The 17,817-nt window shown below is 60.6% G+C and carries 13 protein-coding genes; 9 read left to right on the forward strand and 4 right to left on the reverse strand.

Annotated features, from left to right (window positions below; all coding sequences use genetic code 11):
* Window positions 1-4 precede the first annotated feature (4 nt).
* Window positions 5-883 carry a LysR family transcriptional regulator gene (locus tag L4G42_RS24460; protein WP_237254233.1) on the reverse strand — a complete coding sequence of 293 codons (879 nt, stop codon included), beginning with the start codon at window positions 881-883 and terminating at the stop codon, window positions 5-7.
* A 181-nt stretch (window positions 884-1,064) separates the two neighbouring features.
* On the opposite strand from L4G42_RS24460, the gene L4G42_RS24465 reads away from it, so the two are divergent.
* Window positions 1,065-1,964: a DMT family transporter gene (locus tag L4G42_RS24465; RefSeq protein ID WP_237260009.1), complete on the forward strand. Its 900-nt coding sequence runs from the start codon at window positions 1,065-1,067 to the stop codon at window positions 1,962-1,964.
* 122 nt (window positions 1,965-2,086) lie between these two features.
* Window positions 2,087-3,754, forward strand: coding sequence for a gamma-glutamyltransferase (gene ggt / locus L4G42_RS24470; RefSeq protein ID WP_237259992.1), 1,668 nt, complete (start codon window positions 2,087-2,089; stop codon window positions 3,752-3,754).
* 210 nt (window positions 3,755-3,964) lie between these two features.
* On the opposite strand, the gene L4G42_RS24475 is transcribed toward ggt, so the two are convergent.
* Window positions 3,965-5,548: a peptide chain release factor 3 gene (locus L4G42_RS24475; RefSeq protein ID WP_237254231.1), complete on the reverse strand. Its 1,584-nt coding sequence runs from the start codon at window positions 5,546-5,548 to the stop codon at window positions 3,965-3,967.
* A 333-nt stretch (window positions 5,549-5,881) separates the two neighbouring features.
* Here L4G42_RS24475 and L4G42_RS24480 point away from each other — a divergent pair, with 333 nt between their 5' ends.
* The 5 genes from L4G42_RS24480 (at window position 5,882) to L4G42_RS24500 (ending at window position 11,064) form a co-directional block, all read left to right on the forward strand.
* A complete protein-coding gene (locus L4G42_RS24480) occupies window positions 5,882-6,595 on the forward strand; it encodes an ABC transporter permease (RefSeq protein WP_074886589.1) in 714 nt (237 codons plus the stop codon).
* Window positions 6,596-6,623: 28 nt separating this feature from the next.
* Complete coding sequence (locus tag L4G42_RS24485) at window positions 6,624-7,592, forward strand: glycine betaine ABC transporter substrate-binding protein (RefSeq protein WP_237254230.1); 969 nt, start codon at window positions 6,624-6,626, stop codon at window positions 7,590-7,592.
* Window positions 7,589-8,242, forward strand: a complete 654-nt coding sequence (locus L4G42_RS24490) for an ABC transporter permease (RefSeq protein ID WP_237261272.1) — start codon at window positions 7,589-7,591, stop codon at window positions 8,240-8,242. The genes L4G42_RS24485 and L4G42_RS24490 overlap by 4 nt, the downstream gene beginning before the upstream one ends.
* Window positions 8,243-8,253: 11 nt before the next feature.
* Entirely contained in the window at window positions 8,254-9,423 is a 1,170-nt protein-coding gene (locus L4G42_RS24495; protein WP_237254264.1) for an osmoprotectant ABC transporter ATP-binding protein OsmV, read from the forward strand.
* Window positions 9,424-9,900: 477 nt separating this feature from the next.
* A complete protein-coding gene (locus tag L4G42_RS24500) occupies window positions 9,901-11,064 on the forward strand; it encodes a type III PLP-dependent enzyme (RefSeq protein WP_237254229.1) in 1,164 nt (387 codons plus the stop codon).
* A gap of 56 nt (window positions 11,065-11,120) precedes the next feature.
* Here L4G42_RS24500 and L4G42_RS24505 read toward each other — a convergent pair whose 3' ends face one another.
* Together L4G42_RS24505 and L4G42_RS24510 are read right to left on the reverse strand one after the other, a co-directional pair.
* Window positions 11,121-11,882, reverse strand: a complete 762-nt coding sequence (locus L4G42_RS24505) for a tetratricopeptide repeat protein (protein ID WP_237254228.1) — start codon at window positions 11,880-11,882, stop codon at window positions 11,121-11,123.
* A gap of 3 nt (window positions 11,883-11,885) precedes the next feature.
* Entirely contained in the window at window positions 11,886-12,566 is a 681-nt protein-coding gene (locus L4G42_RS24510) for a Fe2+-dependent dioxygenase (protein ID WP_237254227.1), read from the reverse strand.
* A 195-nt stretch (window positions 12,567-12,761) separates the two neighbouring features.
* Here L4G42_RS24510 and L4G42_RS24515 point away from each other — a divergent pair, with 195 nt between their 5' ends.
* Both L4G42_RS24515 and L4G42_RS24520 read left to right on the forward strand, forming a co-directional pair.
* Window positions 12,762-15,011 carry a TonB-dependent receptor gene (locus L4G42_RS24515; RefSeq protein ID WP_237254226.1) on the forward strand — a complete coding sequence of 750 codons (2,250 nt, stop codon included), beginning with the start codon at window positions 12,762-12,764 and terminating at the stop codon, window positions 15,009-15,011.
* A gap of 140 nt (window positions 15,012-15,151) precedes the next feature.
* Window positions 15,152-17,704 carry a PepSY domain-containing protein gene (locus L4G42_RS24520; protein ID WP_237254263.1) on the forward strand — a complete coding sequence of 851 codons (2,553 nt, stop codon included), beginning with the start codon at window positions 15,152-15,154 and terminating at the stop codon, window positions 17,702-17,704.
* The last annotated feature ends 113 nt before the right edge of the window (window positions 17,705-17,817 follow it).

Consider the following 17,817-nt stretch of genomic DNA (forward strand, 5'->3'; position numbering starts at 1 on the left):
GCCGTCAATCTTGAGCCACCCCGCTGAACTCTGCCCTCAGCATCTGCACAAACGCTTCCCGCGCCGGGTGATGTTCTGCGTTCTCGTGCCAATAAAACAGGTTGTCGATGGAGGTCAGTTCAGGGAATTCATAACCGACCCAGCCCGAGCCTTTCCGGTACTGCTCGTAAACGCCTTTGGGCACCAGCGCCACGCCTGCCCCGGCGCTGACGCAACCGACGATGGTGCCGTAATTGGCGATACTGACGATGGGCTGAGTCTGGCCGTCGTGCTGCAACCATCGCTCCAGCGCTGCGCGATAAGGGCAGCCTTCGGGCCACATGAAAATCGATTTGCCTTGAAGATCCGCCGCGCTGCGAATTGGCCCCAACGACTCGGCGGCAATCAGCACCAGATCCTCCCGGTACATCGACGTGCGCTTGAGCCGTGGGCGTTTGACATCGATGGCGACAATGGCGCCATCGAGCTTTTGATTGAGCGTCGCGTCGAGCAGTTGCGTGCCGGTGCCGGTGGTCAGCTCCAGCGAAACCTGCGGATAACGTGCGTGAAAGCGCGCCAGCAGTCGCGGCAGCCGCGCCGTGGCCGAGGATTCGATGGCGCCGATACGCAACGGCCCGGATGGCGCGGCGTCCGGGTGCACCGCGCGTTTGGCTTCGTCGGCAAGGCTGAGCATTTTGCCGGCGTAGGTGAGGAAGATTTCCCCCGCCGGACTGATGCGCAAACCGCGGCCCTGACGGTAGAACAACTCGGTGCCCAGCTCCGCCTCAAGCGCCTTGATCCGCGCGGTGATATTCGACGGCACGCAATGCAACACCTCCGCTGCGCGGGCAATACTGCCGGTGTCGACGACAGTCTTGAACATGCGAATCTGGGCCAATTCCATTCATCACCAATAGTGAGGGTTTGAGTCATTATTGTTCGGTTGTGGTGAGCATAGGTTGTTTCGATACTTGCAGCCATGGGCAGGCGCCGGGCTTGTCGGCAGGAGTATCGAGATGAGCGTGGTGGCTGACCCAGTTCCTGATTCGGATATCACGGTCAATGGCGCGGTGCCTTGGCAGGGGATGAAAGTCGCCCTTGCCACTTTCTTCGTGGTCGCCTGCTGGGGCTTCTCGCCGACCGGCATTCGCATCGGTTTGCAGGCCTACGATCCCGGGCATCTGGCGCTGCTTCGTTTTCTGATCGCGTCGGTCTTCATGCTGTTAATCGCCTCATCGCAACGCATCGCGTTGCCGCGCCTGAAAGATCTGCCGTTGCTCGCGGTGCTGGGTTTCTTCGCCGTCAGCCTGCACCACATCGCCCTCAATTTCGGCCAGGCGGGGGTCAGCGCGGGGGCGTCCAGCGTGCTGGTGCAGTCGACGCCTCTGTTTACCGCGTTGCTGGCGCATTTCGTGTTCAAGGAGCGGGTCAGCGCCTGGCGTTGGGGCTGTGTTGCGCTCGGGTTGGTGGGCGCCGCGATCGTCGTCACCGGTGATCGCGGCATCGGCCACATGGATGCGCGCGGGCTGCTGATCCTGGTGGCGGCGTTTTCCTGGAGCGTGTATTTCTCTTTGCAAAAGCGACACAGCCATCGGTACGACGGCCTGACCATGGTCTGTTACACGGTCTGGGCCGGCACGCTGTTCCTGCTGGTTTATCTGCCGGGGCTGATCGGCGAAATCGTCAACGCGCCGCTTAGGGTCAATGTGGCGGTGGGTGTGTTGGGGCTGTTCCCCAGCGCGCTGGCGTATCTGGCCTGGGCGTATGTCTTGAAGCACATGGAGGTCAGCCGCGCGTCGATGAGTTTGTACCTTACGCCGCCGATGGCCATCGCCATCGCGTCTGTGATGCTGGGCGAGTTGCCTTCGCAGCGGGTGATCGTCGGGTCGATTGTGGTGCTGGCGAGTGTCTTGGCGCTCAATCTGCGGCGGGAGAGGGCAGTGGTATTTCCCGTTCGGGATAAATCTGAGCGTGCGCCGGTTTAGGCGCCTGTCCGTTTGCGTTTGCGGGAAGTTTCATCATTAATGTGCAGCCGGACCGTTAGTCTCTTCAGCCTCCAGACAGCACATCGGTAACAAGCTGTCGCATTTGTCATCAAGGAAGCCCCATGCGTGCAGTGACCCTTAAAACCCTTGCCCTGTCGGTGATCTTCGCCGCGAGTTCGCCGGTGTATGCCGTGGTGCTGGAAGGCGGCGCCGTGGCGTCCCCGGATCAATACGGTGCTCAGGTCGCTGCGCAGATTCTGAAAAAGGGCGGCAACGCCGTTGATGCCGCTGTCGCCACGGCGTTCACCCTGGCGGTCACCTACCCCGAAGCGGGCAACATTGGCGGTGGTGGCTTCATGACCCTGTTCATGAACGGTCGACCTTACTTTCTCGACTACCGCGAAGCCGCGCCGAAAGCGGCGACGCGCAACATGTACCTGGACGACAAAGGCGAGGTCATCCCGGGCATGAGTCTGGTGGGCGCACGTGCGTCGGGGGTGCCCGGCACCGTGATGGGGCTGTGGGAAGCGCATCAGAAATTCGGCAAGCTGCCGTGGGCTGAGCTGCTGACGCCGGCCATTGGTTACGCGAAAAATGGCTTCAAGGTCGCCGACAAGCAGTACATGTATGGCGCCGAGGCGATCAAGCAACTCGACGGCAAGACCAATTTTGCGGATTACTTCGGCGACATGAAGACCGGCGAGACCTTCCGTCAACCGGAGCTCGCCAAGACCCTGGAACGCATCGCCGATAAGGGCGCCAACGAGTTTTACCAGGGCCAGACGGCTGACCTGCTGGTGGCGCAGATGCAACACGACAACGGCCTGATCACCAAAGAGGACCTGCAGGATTACAAGGCGGTCTGGCGCAAGCCGCTGCACGTGAATTTCAACGGCAACACGCTCTACACCGCCCCGCTGCCCAGTTCCGGTGGCATCGCGCTGGCGCAATTGATCGGCATGAAGCAGCAGCTTTCCGATGACTTCAAAGACGTGCCCCTCAATTCGGCGCGGTATATCCATCTGTTGGCAGAGATTGAAAAGCGCGTGTTCGCCGATCGCGCCAACTACCTGGGCGATCCGGACTTTTCCGTGGCGCCGGTGAATCAGCTGACCGACAACGCCTATCTGGCCAAGCGCGCCCACGAGGTCAACCCGACGGCGATTTCGCCCACAGAGAACGTGAAGGCCGGGCTTGAATCGCACCAGACCACGCACTTTTCCATCGTCGATGCCAAGGGCAACGCGGTCAGCAATACCTACACCCTGAACTGGGATTACGGCAGCGGCGTGGTGGTGAAGGGCGCAGGGTTTTTGCTGAACGACGAGATGGATGATTTTAGTTCCAAGCCGGGCGTTGCCAATGCGTTTGGCGTGGTGGGCGGGGATGCCAACGCCATCCAGCCCGGCAAACGCATGCTGTCGTCGATGAGCCCGAGTCTGGTCACCCGCGATGGCGCGGTAACCTTGGTGTTGGGCACGCCGGGTGGCTCACGGATTTTCACTACGGTTTTTCAGGTGCTGAACAACATCTATGACTTCCACATGCCGCTGAAAGACGCCGTTGCGGCGCAGAGGGTTCATCACCAGTTGCTGCCGAAGGACACGATCTACACCGAGAAATTTGCACCGCTGGCGGCCCCGGTGGCCGACGAGTTGACGGCCATGGGTTACACGCTGAAGGACCAGGGCTGGTCGATGGGCAATGTGCAGGCGATCAAGATCGACGGCACGAAAGTCGAAACCGCGTCCGATCCGCGCGGACGGGGCGTGGGGATGGTGGTGAAGTGAGGGCATGACGGCTGATCACCGAGTTTGCGGTCATACGCAAATCTGGCTCGCGCCGCTTCCCCAATGTAGGAGCGCGCTTGCCCGCGAATGGTAGGTCCATCCGACACACATCTGTCGTTCGAACCTAAGTTTCGCGGGCAAGCGCGCTCCTACAGGGTGTTGTGTCTGGCTGCAGATCGGATGCCACTGCAGACTGACCGTCACCAGCGCTTAATGATGCTCCCGCGTCGCGCGGAATTTCACGTCGGGCCAGCGCTCTTCCATCAAAGCGAGGTTGACCCGCGTTGGCGCGAGGTAGGTCAGGTGACCGCCGCCGTCCACTGCCAGGTTTTCCACGGCCTTGTTCTCGAATTCCTCGAGCTTCTTCTTGTCGCTGCACTCGATCCAACGCGCCGAATAGACAGTGATCGGCTCGTAGGCGCATTCGACTTTGTATTCTTCCTTCAAGCGGCTGGCGACCACATCGAACTGCAGCACACCGACGGCGCCGAGGATGATGTCGTTGCTGCGCTGCGGGAAGAACACCTGAGTGGCGCCTTCTTCGGCGAGCTGCTGCAGACCCTGACGCAGTTGCTTGGATTTCAGCGGATCCTTCAGGCGCACGCGGCGGAACAGCTCCGGGGCGAAGTGCGGAATGCCGGTGAAGCTCAGGGCTTCGCCTTCGCTGAACGTATCGCCGATCTGAATCGTGCCGTGGTTGTGCAGGCCGATGATGTCGCCGGCGTACGCTTCTTCCAGTTGCTCACGCTCGCTGGAGAAGAACGTCAACGCGTCGCCGATGCGGACGTCCTTGCCGGTGCGCACATGGCGCATCTTCATGCCCTTGTCGTACTTGCCGGAACAGATGCGCATGAACGCGATGCGGTCGCGGTGTTTCGGGTCCATGTTCGCCTGAATCTTGAATACGAAACCGGCGAACTTCTCCTCGATCGGCTCGACCGTGCGCTCGTTGGCAACGCGGGCCAGTGGCTTCGGTGCCCAGTCCACCACGGCGTCGAGCACGTGGTCGACGCCGAAGTTGCCCAGCGCCGTGCCGAAGAACACCGGCGTCAGTTGGCCGTCGAGGAACTCCTGCTGGTTGAATTCATGACAGGCGCCTTGCACCAGTTCCAGCTGATCGACAAAGCGATCGTATTCATCACCCAGGTGCGCGCGCGCTTCGTCCGAGTCGAGCTTCTCGATGATTTTCACATCGGTGCGCTCATGGCCGTGACCGGCGGTGTAGACGATGATGTAGTCGTCAGCCAGGTGATACACGCCCTTGAAATCGCGGTAGCAACCGATCGGCCAGGTGATGGGTGCGGCTTTGATTTTCAGGACCGCTTCGATCTCGTCCAGCAGCTCGATCGGGTCGCGAATGTCGCGGTCGAGCTTGTTGATGAAGCTCACGATCGGCGTGTCGCGTAGGCGGCAGACGTCCATCAGTGCGATGGTGCGGGGCTCAACCCCTTTACCGCCATCGAGCACCATCAGCGCCGAGTCGACAGCGGTCAACGTGCGGTAGGTGTCTTCGGAAAAGTCTTCGTGGCCCGGGGTGTCGAGCAGGTTGATCATGTGATCGCGATACGGGAATTGCATGACCGAGGTGGTGATGGAAATGCCGCGCTGCTTCTCCATTTCCATCCAGTCGGAGGTGGCGTGACGGTCGGATTTACGCGACTTCACCGTACCGGCGACGGAAATGGCCTTGCCCATCAGCAAAAGCTTTTCAGTGATGGTGGTCTTACCCGCATCGGGGTGGGAAATGATGGCGAAAGTGCGGCGTTTCGCGACTTCGGCGGCCTGTCTGGTCATGGGAAATCGCCCGAGAGGTGATTCAAAAAAGGGCGGCGATTATAGCCCAAACCAGAGCAATAACCGAACCGTTCAGTCAATAAGGGGTGGCCAGACACCATCGCACGTGGGAACCTTTGCGGTTACGGAGACGTCCATTCCCAGGTATCGCAAGACGCCAAGGGTTGCAAAATCAGCAAGTTAGCTTGACGAAGCTGCGCTCATGGCTTGTGTTTTCGCCGAAGTATCAACCTTTCCGGCGACCCACCCGCTGCTCTTCGCGAACGTTCGCGTGCTGCCTGAAAAGGCCAGTTCCACGCCAGATGTTCGCCGACTGAAATAAGGAGTCCGCCCGTGGCAAATCGCTATGGCAAGGGGCTGTTGGGAGGTGTGATTGTCATCGCACTCCTGGCCCTGCTGGTCCAATGGATCGGCATCAGTACCATCAGGCAATATCAGGATGATCTGCTGTTTTATCTGCAAGCCCATGTCTGGCTTGTGCTGGCTTCGATGCTGGCGGCACTGGTGGTCGGGATCCCGACCGGCATTGTCCTTAGCCGACCGAACATGGTTGGCCGCGCCGAACGCTTCATGCAGATCTTCAACATCGGTAACACCGTTCCTCCTCTCGCCGTGCTGGCTATCGCTCTGGGTATTCTGGGTATCGGCAGCGGTCCGGCGATCTTCGCTTTGTTCCTCGCTTCGTTGTTGCCCATCGTGCGCAACACCTACGAAGGCCTGAAAAACGTTCAGGGTTCCCTCAAAGAAGCCGCTCGCGGCATCGGCATGACACCGCGCCAGGTGCTGTGGCGTGTCGAGTTGCCCAATGCTGTGCCGATCATCATCGGCGGTGTGCGCGTGGCGCTGGCGATCAACGTCGGGACCGCGCCACTGGCGTTCCTCATCGGCGCGAACAGCCTGGGCAGCCTGATTTTCCCCGGCATCGCCCTGAACAATCAGCCGCAACTGGTGCTGGGCGCCGCATGTACGGCGTTGCTGGCGCTGCTGCTCGATGGTGCCGTGACCCTGGCAAGCCGTCTCTGGCTGGAACGCGGCCTGGCTCGATAAGTCGAGCCCCGCCGAGAAAGGAATTGGTATGAAGAAGTTATGCACATTAATCATGGGCGTCGGGATGTTGCTGTCCGGTTTCGCCCAGGCTGCGGATGCACCGGCCGAAATGCCCGTGTTGCGCATCGGCGCGCGGGTGTTCACCGAGCAGACCATGCTGGCCGAACTGACCGCGCAATACCTGCGCGACAAGGGCTATCAAGTCCAGATCACCGGCGGCCTGGGCAGTAACCTGGCGCGCAGTGCTCAGGAAAGCGGCCAATTGGATCTGCTGTGGGAGTACACCGGGGTTTCGCTGGTTGCCTACAACCATGTCGACGAGAAGCTCGACAGCGAGCAGACCTACCAGCGCGTCAAGGAGCTGGACGCCAAGAAGGGCCTGGTCTGGCTGTCGCCGTCCAAGTTCAACAACACCTACGCGCTGGCGCTGCCGGACAAGATTGCGCAGCAGTATCCGCAGGTCAACAACATGTCTGACCTGACCACGGTGCTCAAGGCTGAGGCCGACAAGGGCCACATCGTTGCGCTGGACACTGAGTTCGCCAACCGTTCCGACGGTCTGGTGGGCATGGTCAAGCATTACGGCATGAACCTGGGGCGTGAAAACACCCGGCAGATGGACGCCGGCTTGGTCTACACCGCGCTGCGCAACGGGCAGGTTTTTGCGGGCCTCGTCTACACCACCGATGGCCGCTTGAACGCGTTCAAACTCAAGGTGCTCGCGGACGACAAGCACTACTTCCCGGACTACACCGCAGCGCCCGTGATCCGCAAAGAGTACCTGGACAAGCACCCGCAACTGGCCGATCTGCTCAAGCCGCTTGCTGCGCTGCTGGATAACCAGACCATGCGTACGCTGAATGCGCGCATCGATGTCGACCATGAAAGTCCTACCGTGGTGGCGGCTGAATTCCTGCGCGCACATCCGATCAATCCTTCCGCCGACAGCGTGCCTGTCGCGCCGGCGCCGGCGGCAAAACAGGAGGAGAAACCATGAGTTTCCTCAGCGCTTTCTCCCATCTGGACTGGAATCAGGTCATGCACCTGACCCTGCAGCACATCACCCTCGTCGGCATCGCGGTAACGCTGGCGATTGTTGTCGGCGTGCCGTTGGGCGTATTGATGACGCGCTCCCCGACCCTCGCCGGGCCGTTGCAGGCCAGCGCCACCGTGCTGCTGACCATCCCCTCGATTGCCTTGTTCGGCTTGCTGCTGCCGTTCTACTCCAAGTTCGGTCAGGGCCTCGGGCCAATGCCAGCGATCACCGCAGTGTTTCTCTACTCGCTGCTGCCGATCATGCGCAACACCTACCTGGCGCTGACCGGCGTCGAGCCCGGCATTCGTGAGGCCGCCAAGGGCATCGGCATGACCTTCGGCCAGCGCCTGCGCATGGTTGAGCTGCCGATCGCCGTGCCGGTGATTCTCGCCGGCGTACGCACCGCCGTGGTCATGAACATCGGTGTCATGACCATCGCCGCCACCATCGGCGCGGGCGGTCTGGGCGTACTCATCCTCGCTTCCATCAGCCGCAGCGATATGTCGATGCTGATCGTCGGCGCCGTACTGGTCAGCATTCTGGCCATCTTCGCCGACCTGCTTCTGCAATGGCTGCAACGCTCGCTGACTCCAAAAGGACTCCTGAAATGATCGCCAAACAAATGATTGAGCTGCAGAACCTCACCAAGACTTTCCAGAGCAACGGCAAGGAAGTGAAGGCCGTCGATTCCGTGAGCCTGACCGTCAATGAAGGCGAGATCTGCGTGTTCCTGGGCCCGTCGGGTTGCGGCAAAAGTACAACGCTGAAAATGATCAACCGGCTGATCATGCCGACCTCCGGCAAGGTGCTGATCAATGGCGAGGACACCACGGGTCTCGACGAGGTCACCCTGCGCCGCAACATCGGCTACGTCATTCAGCAGATCGGTCTGTTCCCGAACATGACCATCGAAGAAAACATCGTGGTTGTGCCCAAGCTGCTCGGTTGGGACAAGCAGAAATGCCACGACCGCGCTCGCGAACTGATGAGCATGATCAAGCTGGAACCCAAGCAGTATCTGAATCGCTACCCGCGCGAGTTGTCGGGCGGTCAGCAACAGCGGATCGGCGTGATTCGTGCGCTGGCCGCAGACGCGCCGCTGCTGCTGATGGACGAGCCGTTCGGTGCGGTCGACCCGATCAACCGCGAGATGATCCAGAACGAGTTTTTCGAGATGCAGCGCGCGCTGAACAAGACGGTGATCATGGTCAGCCACGACATCGACGAAGCCATCAAGCTGGGCGACAAGATCGCCATCTTCCGCGCCGGCAAGCTGCTGCAGATCGATCACCCGGACACGCTGCTGGCGCACCCGGCGGACGATTTCGTCAGCAACTTCGTGGGTCAGGACAGCACGCTCAAGCGCCTGCTGCTTGTCAAAGCCGAAGACGCCGCGGACAACGCGCCGTCCGTGAGCCCGGAAACGCCAGTCGCCGATGCGCTGGAGATCATGGACGAAAACGACCGCCGCTACGTGGTCGTCACCGATGCCGAAAACAAGGCGATGGGCTACGTCCGCCGCCGCGACCTGCACCGTCAGGCCGGCACGTGCGACCAGTACCTGCGCCCGTTCAACGCCACCGCCGCCTACGATGAACACCTGCGCATCCTGCTGTCGCGCATGTACGAGTTCAACCGCTCGTGGCTGCCGGTGCTGGATGCCGAAAATGTGTTCCTGGGTGAAGTAACCCAGGAATCCATCGCGGCTTACCTGAGTTCCGGCCAGTCGCGCGGGATGAAGACCAGCATTGTTTCGCCGGCGGAGTTGGTGGAGCAGGCTGCTTCGGCTTGAGGTAGTCGGGGAACTGTAGGAGCGCGCTTGCCCGCGATCGTGGTGTGTCACTGAGAAATATGTCGGCTGACACACCGCCTTCGCGGGCAAGCGCTCTCCTGCCAGGGCTGTTGATAACTCTGACATTGGCAATCACCGGGAACATCACCCTGTCACATCGGTCGGTTACTACGGGTTGATTGAACGCGCGTGAATTCCCGTCTGGCAAAAACGGGCAGAAACGCGACATTTTTAGTTGATCTCCGGCCCCTCAGGTCCTACAGTTCGCGCCGAACGTCCATGCTGGAAACGATCCATCCGGCTCAAGTACTGACGACGAGACAGCAAGGCCAACCGTGGCGTATCACCGGGTGGCCTTTTTGCTTTCGGCCGAGCAGCCTTGGGAAGTAGGCGAACCAAAGTGGGGATACGGAGGACGTTCACGAGCCGCGCGCTCACACCCATTGTTTTTTACCGTTTGCCAACAGGAGTCCCCGCATGTCGATTCAGGTCGAAGACTATTTCGAGAAAAGCACCTTCGATAAAATGAAGGCGTTTGCCGACAAGCAAGAAACCCCGTTCGTGGTCATCGACACCGCGATGATCAGCAAGGCCTACGACGACCTGCGTGCAGGCTTCGAATTTGCCAGCATCTATTACGCCGTGAAAGCCAACCCTGCGGTCGAAATCATCGACTTGCTAAAGGAAAAAGGTTCGAGCTTCGACATCGCCTCGATCTACGAGCTGGATAAAGTGATGGACCGTGGCGTCAGCCCGGATCGCATCAGCTACGGCAACACCATCAAAAAATCCAAAGACATTCGCTACTTCTACGAGAAGGGCGTGCGCCTGTTTTCCACCGACTCCGAAGCTGACCTGCGCAACATCGCCAAGGCAGCCCCGGGTTCGAAAGTCTACGTGCGCATCCTCACCGAAGGCTCGACCACCGCTGACTGGCCGCTGTCACGCAAATTCGGCTGCCAGACCGACATGGCCATGGACCTGCTGATTCTCGCCCGTGAACTGGGCCTGGTGCCATACGGCATTTCGTTCCACGTCGGTTCGCAGCAGCGTGACATCAGCGTCTGGGACGCCGCGATCGCCAAAGTAAAAGTGATTTTCGAGCGCCTGAAAGAAGAAGACGGCATCGTTCTCAAGCTGATCAATATGGGCGGCGGCTTCCCGGCCAACTACATCACCCGCACCAACAGCCTGGAAACCTACGCTGAAGAAATCATTCGTTATCTGAAAGAAGACTTCGGTGATGACCTGCCGGAAATCATTCTGGAGCCGGGCCGTTCGTTGATCTCCAATGCCGGCATTCTGGTCAGCGAAGTGGTGCTGGTGTCGCGTAAATCCCGCACCGCCGTCGAGCGTTGGGTATACACCGACGTGGGCAAATTCTCCGGCCTGATCGAAACCATGGACGAAGCCATCAAGTTTCCGATCTGGACCGAAAAGAAAGGCGAAATGGAAGAGGTGGTCATTGCCGGCCCGACCTGCGACAGCGCCGACATCATGTATGAAAACTACAAGTACGGCCTGCCGCTGAACCTGGCCATCGGTGACCGCCTGTACTGGCTGTCCACCGGCGCCTACACCACCAGCTACAGCGCCGTAGAGTTCAACGGCTTCCCGCCGCTGAAGTCGTTCTACGTTTAAACACTGGCTGTTGTGAAAAGAAACCCGTGAGCGATCGCGGGTTTTTTTATGGCGGTTTAATCGTCGGACTTGCTTAAGTCCGCCGCCTTGCGGGAGTAGTCGGTGGCCATCGCGCGGACTTCGGGATGGATGGACAGCACGAGTGTCCTGATACTGACCCGAAGAAAATTCAGGTTGCCCAGCTCAAGCGCAGCTGTGAACCACCTGAGGGCTTCGTCGACCTGACCGTGATCCGCCAACACCGACGCATGACTGAACTGCCCGCGAAAGTCGCCGCCTTCTGCTGAGCGTCGATACCACTCATGGGCTGCAGCGAGATCCTGCACGCAGCACAGACCTTCTTCGAGATAACGCCCGACCAGATTCATCGACTTTGCGTGGCCCAACTCGGCCGCCTTTCGATAGCAAGCCAGCGCGCGAGCTTGGTCTTTATTGACGCCACGGCCGGTCGCCAGAAGATTGCCGTAGTTATAAAAGCCCCAATCCAGACCGGCTTCGGCGGCGAGACGATAATGCTCGGCAGCCTTTGCGGCGTCCGGCTCACAGCCCCACCCATGCTCGTGGCAACGGCCCGCCATATTCTGCGCCATGGCGTGGCCGCAACGGGCCGCGATCTGAAACCAGACCAGCGCCAGCGCCGGGTCGCGTTCTATGCCGGTACCGTCGAGCAGGATCTGCCCGAGCAGCGCCTGGGCGTCGACGATGTTTGCCTGCGCCGCGCTCAGAATCGCCCGTGCGGCACTGGCAGGGCTTTCTTCAAGCATGGCGCGCAACTGGTCGCCATCGAGCACCTCTTCACGTCGCAGGTTCCAGGTCATGACTCAGACCTCGACCCACTGCCGCAGCAGATTGTGATAGGTGCCGGTGAGCTGAAGCAGCGAGGGGTGATCGGGCACATCGCGGCTGAGTTGCTGGATTGCTGCGTCCATTTCGAACAGCAGCGTGCGGTGGCCATCATCGCGCACCAAGCTCTGGGTCCAGAAAAAAGAGGCGTACCGCGCGCCCCGCGTCACGGCGTTGACCTTGTGCAGAGTGCTGGCCGGATAAAGCAGCAGGTCACCCGCCGGCAGCTTGACCTGACGTGTGCCGAAGGTGTCCTGAATCACCAGCTCGCCGCCGTCGTAATCATCGGGATCGCTGAAGAACAGCGTCGATGACAGATCTGTGCGCACACGCTCGGTGCTGCCCTTGGCCTGACGCACGGCGTTGTCGATGTGGAAATCGAAACTGCCGCCGCCGGTGTAGCAATTTACCAATGGCGGAAAGACCTTGTGGGGCAGGGCGGCGGACATGAACAGCGGGTTCTGCCAGAGGCGCTCGAGCAGCGCCGCGCCAATCTCCACGGCAAGCGGATGGCCTTCAGGCAACTGCAGGTTGTGCTTGGCTTTCGCTGACTGGTGCCCGGCGGTGATCCTGCCGTCGGCCCATTCGGTTGCTTCCAGCGCCTCTCGGATGCGACGCACCTCCTCGGGTGAAAACAGACCGGGGATATGTAGGAGCATGAATCGCGACCTGCGAGAAGAATGAAGCGGCGGATGATAGTGATTCTTATTGATCGTGTAAAACGTCACCCGCGCGCGTGAATGGGTAGATGTGAAAATTGGGTAATGGGAAAGTGTAAAGAATGTAAGTTTTCTGCGAATGCGAAGCAGTCTCAACTATATTCCGCCGCCTTATTGTTTCCTTGGGGAAGGAAAATGTCGCGCCAAGCACAACCTGTTACCGCACATTCGCAGCGCTCCATCGTCGGCGCCGTCAGCGTTGCCCTTGCAGCGATGTCAGCCGCCCACATGGCGCAGGCTGCGGAACCTGGATCGGATGCTCTGAATCTCGGGGCCACCAACATTGACGGCGAGCGCGCCGATACGGCCTACAAGACCGAAGAGTCGGCCTCGAAAAAGTACACCGCGCCGCTGCGCGAGACGCCAAAGAGCGTGACGGTGATCCCGCAGCAAGTGATTCGCGACACCGCAGCCACGAGCCTGGCTGACGCATTGCGCACCACCCCCGGCATTACCTTTGGCGCGGGCGAAGGCGGTAACCCCAGTGCGGATCGCCCGATCATTCGCGGCTTCAACGCAGAAAGTGACGTGTTCGTGGATGGCATGCGCGACGTGGCGGCGCAGAGCCGGGAGATTTTCAACGTCGAATCCGTCGAGGTCAGCAAAGGCCCGGGCTCGGCCTTCACTGGCGCAGGCTCCACGGGTGGCAGCTTGAACCTCGTCACCAAAGGCGCCCACCTGGGCGATGCCTTCAACGGCGGCTACACTTTCGGCTCGGACCAGACCCAGCGCTATACCCTCGACGTCAACAAGCAGATGACCGACACCTCGGCCTTCCGCCTGAACCTGATGAAGCACGATTCCAACGTCGCCGGCCGCAACGATGTCGACAACAGCCGCTGGGGCGTCGCGCCTTCGTTCGCGTTCGGTCTGGGCACCGACACGCGGGTCAAGGTCGATTACTACCATCTGTCCACAGACGACATGCCCGACTACGGCATTCCGCTGACCAACACCACCGGCCGCAGCAAGTACGTGGTCGACAAGCCGGCCCACGTCAATGAAAACAACTTCTATGGCCTGACCGACCGCGACTACCGCAAGAGCGTCAACGACAGCGGCACGATCCGCCTCGAACACGACCTCAACGACAACCTGACAATCTCCAACAGCTTTCGCATGTCGCGCTCGACGCTGGACTACATCGTCACCAACCCGGACGACAGCCGCGGTAACGTCGCCAACGGCTTGGTCTCGCGCTCGGCGAAGAGCCGCAATTCCACCTCCAGCGGCTTCGTCAACCAGACCGACCTGCAAGCGAAATTCGACACCGGTTTCATCCAGCACAGCCTGGTGACGGGTCTCGAGTTTTCGTATCAGGACACCCACAACCGCGGCTACAACGTGCTCAGCGCCAGCGGCGGGACCATCGGCTCGACGTGTAACGCAGCGCTGCTGGCGTCGGGCGACTGCACCAGCCTGTCCAACCCGTCGCCGAAAGACGACTGGAACGGCACCATCACCGACAGCCAGGCGTACACCGATACCGACACCAAAACCAGCGCTGCCTACGTCTTCGACACACTGAAATTCAACGAGCAGTGGTCCCTGAACCTTGGCCTGCGCTATGACGATTACGACGTGCGCTCCAGCGGTTACAGCACTGGTGGCCGTGGCTCGGTCGCGGGCAGCTTCAAACGCGAGAACACCAGCCAGTTGTGGAATTACCAGGTCGGCGTGACCTACAAGCCGCTGCCGAACGGCAGCATCTACGCGGCATGGTCGACATCCAGCAATCCGTCGGGTGAAACCAGCGGCAATGGTGGTCTGGAAATCGCGGCGAACAACGCCAACCTCGACCCGGAAAAGAACCGCAACTATGAACTGGGGACCAAGTGGGATTTCTTCGACGACAACCTGTCGATGACCGCCGCGCTGTTCCGCACCGAGAAAACCAACGCGCGGATCACCGATCCTGACAACGCGACGTTCCAGGTGCTGGACGGCGAGCAACGGGTCGATGGCCTGGAGCTGACTTACAGCGGCAACATCACCGGCAAGTGGAAAGTCTACGGCGGCTACACCTACATGGAGAGCGAGATCGTCAGCGCGACCAGCAAGGCGGACGAGGGCAATCACATGCCGAGCACGCCGCGCAACAGCTTCAACTTCTGGTCGACCTACGAACTGATGCCGAAGCTGACCGTGGGCGGCGGCGCGACCTTCGTCGATTCGCGTTTCGGCAACGAAGCCAACTCCGTGGAAGTGCCGTCCTACTGGCGCTACGACGCAATGGCCACCTACGCGCTGACCAAGAACGTCGACCTGCAGCTGAACGTGCAAAACCTGACCGACAAGCGTTATTACGATCAGGTGTTCAGCACCCACTACGCGCACATGGCAGCCGGGCGTACCGCGCTGATGAGTGCCAGCTTCCACTTCTGATCTGAAAGCGGACGCATCACCTGTGGGAGCGCCACCCCGGTCGCTCCCACAGGTTCAGCATTAAGAATCAGCCACAGATGAGAATGTATGCCGTTTGTGCGCATAATGCGCGCCGTAGCGGGTGAGTGAGGTCGAGGGTGTTGAAGAAAGTCCTGTTTCAAGTGCACTGGTTCTTCGGAATCACGGCCGGTCTGGTGCTCGCCTTGATGGGCATCACCGGCGCGCTGTATTCCTTCGAGGACGAGATACTCGACGTGCTCAACCCCGATGTGTTGTTCGTACAGCCCGAGGGTCGTCAACTGTCACTGGCGGAAATGGTCAGCAAGGTTGAAGCCCAGGGCAAAGACACGGCGGCGATGTTCCGTATCGATGTCGACGGCGACAGGATCGCCCAGGTCTGGTTCAAACCCCCTCCGGGTCAGCGCCGCGGCGAGATGCACAACTTCAACCCCTACACCGGCGCGTTCACCGAGGACGCGACTGGTCAGGACTTTTTCGGCTTCATCCTCAACCTGCACCGGTTCCTCGCCGCAGGGGAATACGGCAAACAAGTCACTGCGGCATGCACACTGATCCTCGTTTTCTTCTGCCTGTCCGGGCTGTATCTGCGCTGGCCGCGCAAGCCGCTGAACTGGCGCGTCTGGCTGACGATGGATTGGGCGAAGAAGGGACGCAGTTTCAATTGGGACCTGCATTCGGTGTTCGGCACCTGGTGCCTGATCATCTATTTGCTGCTGGCGATCACCGGGCTGATGTGGTCTTACGACTGGTTCAGCAACGGCATGACCAAACTGATTGGCGACGCTCCTGTGGCGGGCGAACAGCGCCGTGGCGGAGGGCCGCGTCCTGGCCCAGCCGTGAAAGAGGCGCCCAGGGAAATCACGGCTTCGGCGCCGGACTATGACGCCATCTGGCAGACCATCCAGAACGCCGCCGGGCCGGACCTCAAGACGTACAACCTGCGCATGCCCCAGGCACCGGGCCAGATGGCGACGGTGTTTTACCTCCTTAAAACGGCGCAGCACCCCCGTGCGTTGAACCAGATCACCCTCGACCCGGCCGACGGCGCGCTCAAGGCGGTGTCGCGCTATTCCGAGAAAAGCCTCGGCGCGCAGTTGTTGATCAGTAACTACGCGATCCATACCGGCAGCTACTTCGGCCTGATCGGGCGCATCGTCGTCACCGTGGCTGCGTTGCTGATGCCGCTGTTTTTCATCACCGGCTGGTTGCTCTACCTGGACCGTCGACGCAAGAAGCGCGAGATCCGCAACGCTCGCGGTGAAGTGTCGGCAACGACGGAAGAGCAGGGCGCGGCATGGTTGATCGGCTTTGCCAGCCAGAGCGGGTTTGCCGAGCAGCTTGCCTGGCAGACGGCCAGCCAACTGCAGACCGCCGGTGTGCCGGTGAAGGTACAGCGTCTGGGCGACATCACCGAGCAGGACCTGCATCAGAGCCGTAACGCGCTGTTCGTGGTCAGCACTTTCGGCGACGGCGAAGCACCGGACAGCGCTCGAGGCTTCGAGCGCAAGGTATTGGGCCGGCCACTGGCGCTGGACAATCTCAACTACGCGGTGCTTGGGCTGGGTGATCGCCAGTATCAACAGTTCTGCGGTTTCGCTCAGCGGCTGCACGGCTGGTTGGCCGAGCGCGGCGGCCGCACGCTGTTCGCACCGGTGGAAGTGGACAGCGGCGATGGTGTGGCGCTGCAACACTGGCAACAGCAACTGGGCCAGTTGACGGGCTCGACGCCGACGACTGTCTGGCAAGCGCCGGATTACCAGAACTGGACCCTAATGGCCCGGGAATGGCTGAACCCCGGGAGCGTGGGTTCGAAGGTGTTCTTGCTCGGCCTGACGTGCGATTCAGCGGCTCGTTGGGAGGCCGGCGATTTGGTGGAGGTGTTGCCACGCAACCCGGCATCTGCGGTCAAGCAGTTCCTGTCCGGACTGGGCATTCCTGCTGACACGCAGGTCATCGTCGACGGCTTGGGCGAGACCCTCGGCCAAGCCTTGTGCACGCGTCAGTTGCCGATCAATCGCAGTCATCTGGTGGGGTTGCACGCGCAGGCGCTGATCGATGCGCTGGTGCCGTTGGCGATGCGCGAGTATTCAATCGCCTCGATTCCCGAGGATGGTGTTCTGCAACTGATCGTGCGTCAGGAGCTGCACCCCGATGGCAGTCTTGGGCTGGGTTCGGGCTGGCTGACCGAGCATGCCGCGGTGGGTGGTGCCTTCAGTGTGCGGGTGCGTCGCAACAGTAGTTTCCATCTGCCTGCCGAGTCGGCGCCGATGATTTTGATGGGTAACGGCACCGGGTTGGCGGGTTTGCGCAGCTTGCTCAAGGCGCGTGTTGCGTTGGGTGAGCAGCGCAACTGGCTGTTGTTTGGTGAGCGCAACGTTGCCCATGATTTTTACTGCGCCGAAGAGCTGAACGGCTGGCTGGCGAATGGGGATCTGGCGCGTCTGGACCTGGCGTTTTCCCGGGATCAGGCTGAAAAAATCTACGTGCAGGACCGGTTGCGTGAGGCGGCTGATGAGCTGCGGCGCTGGCTGGCCGAGGGCGCTGTGATTTACATCTGCGGTAGCCTGGAAGGCATGGCGGCCGGGGTGGATGCGACATTGAATGCGCTGCTGGGTGAGGACGCGGTGCGGGAGTTGATCGAGCAGGGTCGGTATCGGCGGGATGTTTATTGATCGCGCTCTGCTTGTGAGCCTGTCGGGTCATTCCCGGCTAAAGCCGGTCCTACAAAAAGCAATTCCCGGCTAAAGCCAGTCCTGCTCAAGCCACAAAAAAAGGCCGTTGCGCT

Origin of the sequence: Pseudomonas petrae (assembly GCF_021728295.1) — a bacterium.
Lineage (GTDB): Bacteria > Pseudomonadota > Gammaproteobacteria > Pseudomonadales > Pseudomonadaceae > Aquipseudomonas > Aquipseudomonas petrae.

Coding starts and splice junctions, on each gene's coding strand:
- L4G42_RS24485 (WP_237254230.1), top strand. CDS start 6,624: ATGAAGAAGTTATGCACATTAATCATGGGCGTCGGGATGTTGCTGTCC.
- L4G42_RS24495 (WP_237254264.1), top strand. CDS start 8,254: ATGATTGAGCTGCAGAACCTCACCAAGACTTTCCAGAGCAACGGCAAG.
- L4G42_RS24515 (WP_237254226.1), top strand. CDS start 12,762: ATGTCGCGCCAAGCACAACCTGTTACCGCACATTCGCAGCGCTCCATC.
- L4G42_RS24475 (WP_237254231.1), bottom strand. CDS start 5,548: ATGACCAGACAGGCCGCCGAAGTCGCGAAACGCCGCACTTTCGCCATC.
- ggt (WP_237259992.1), top strand. CDS start 2,087: ATGCGTGCAGTGACCCTTAAAACCCTTGCCCTGTCGGTGATCTTCGCC.
- L4G42_RS24505 (WP_237254228.1), bottom strand. CDS start 11,882: ATGACCTGGAACCTGCGACGTGAAGAGGTGCTCGATGGCGACCAGTTG.
- L4G42_RS24490 (WP_237261272.1), top strand. CDS start 7,589: ATGAGTTTCCTCAGCGCTTTCTCCCATCTGGACTGGAATCAGGTCATG.
- L4G42_RS24465 (WP_237260009.1), top strand. CDS start 1,065: ATGAAAGTCGCCCTTGCCACTTTCTTCGTGGTCGCCTGCTGGGGCTTC.
- L4G42_RS24460 (WP_237254233.1), bottom strand. CDS start 883: ATGGAATTGGCCCAGATTCGCATGTTCAAGACTGTCGTCGACACCGGC.
- L4G42_RS24500 (WP_237254229.1), top strand. CDS start 9,901: ATGTCGATTCAGGTCGAAGACTATTTCGAGAAAAGCACCTTCGATAAA.
- L4G42_RS24510 (WP_237254227.1), bottom strand. CDS start 12,566: ATGCTCCTACATATCCCCGGTCTGTTTTCACCCGAGGAGGTGCGTCGC.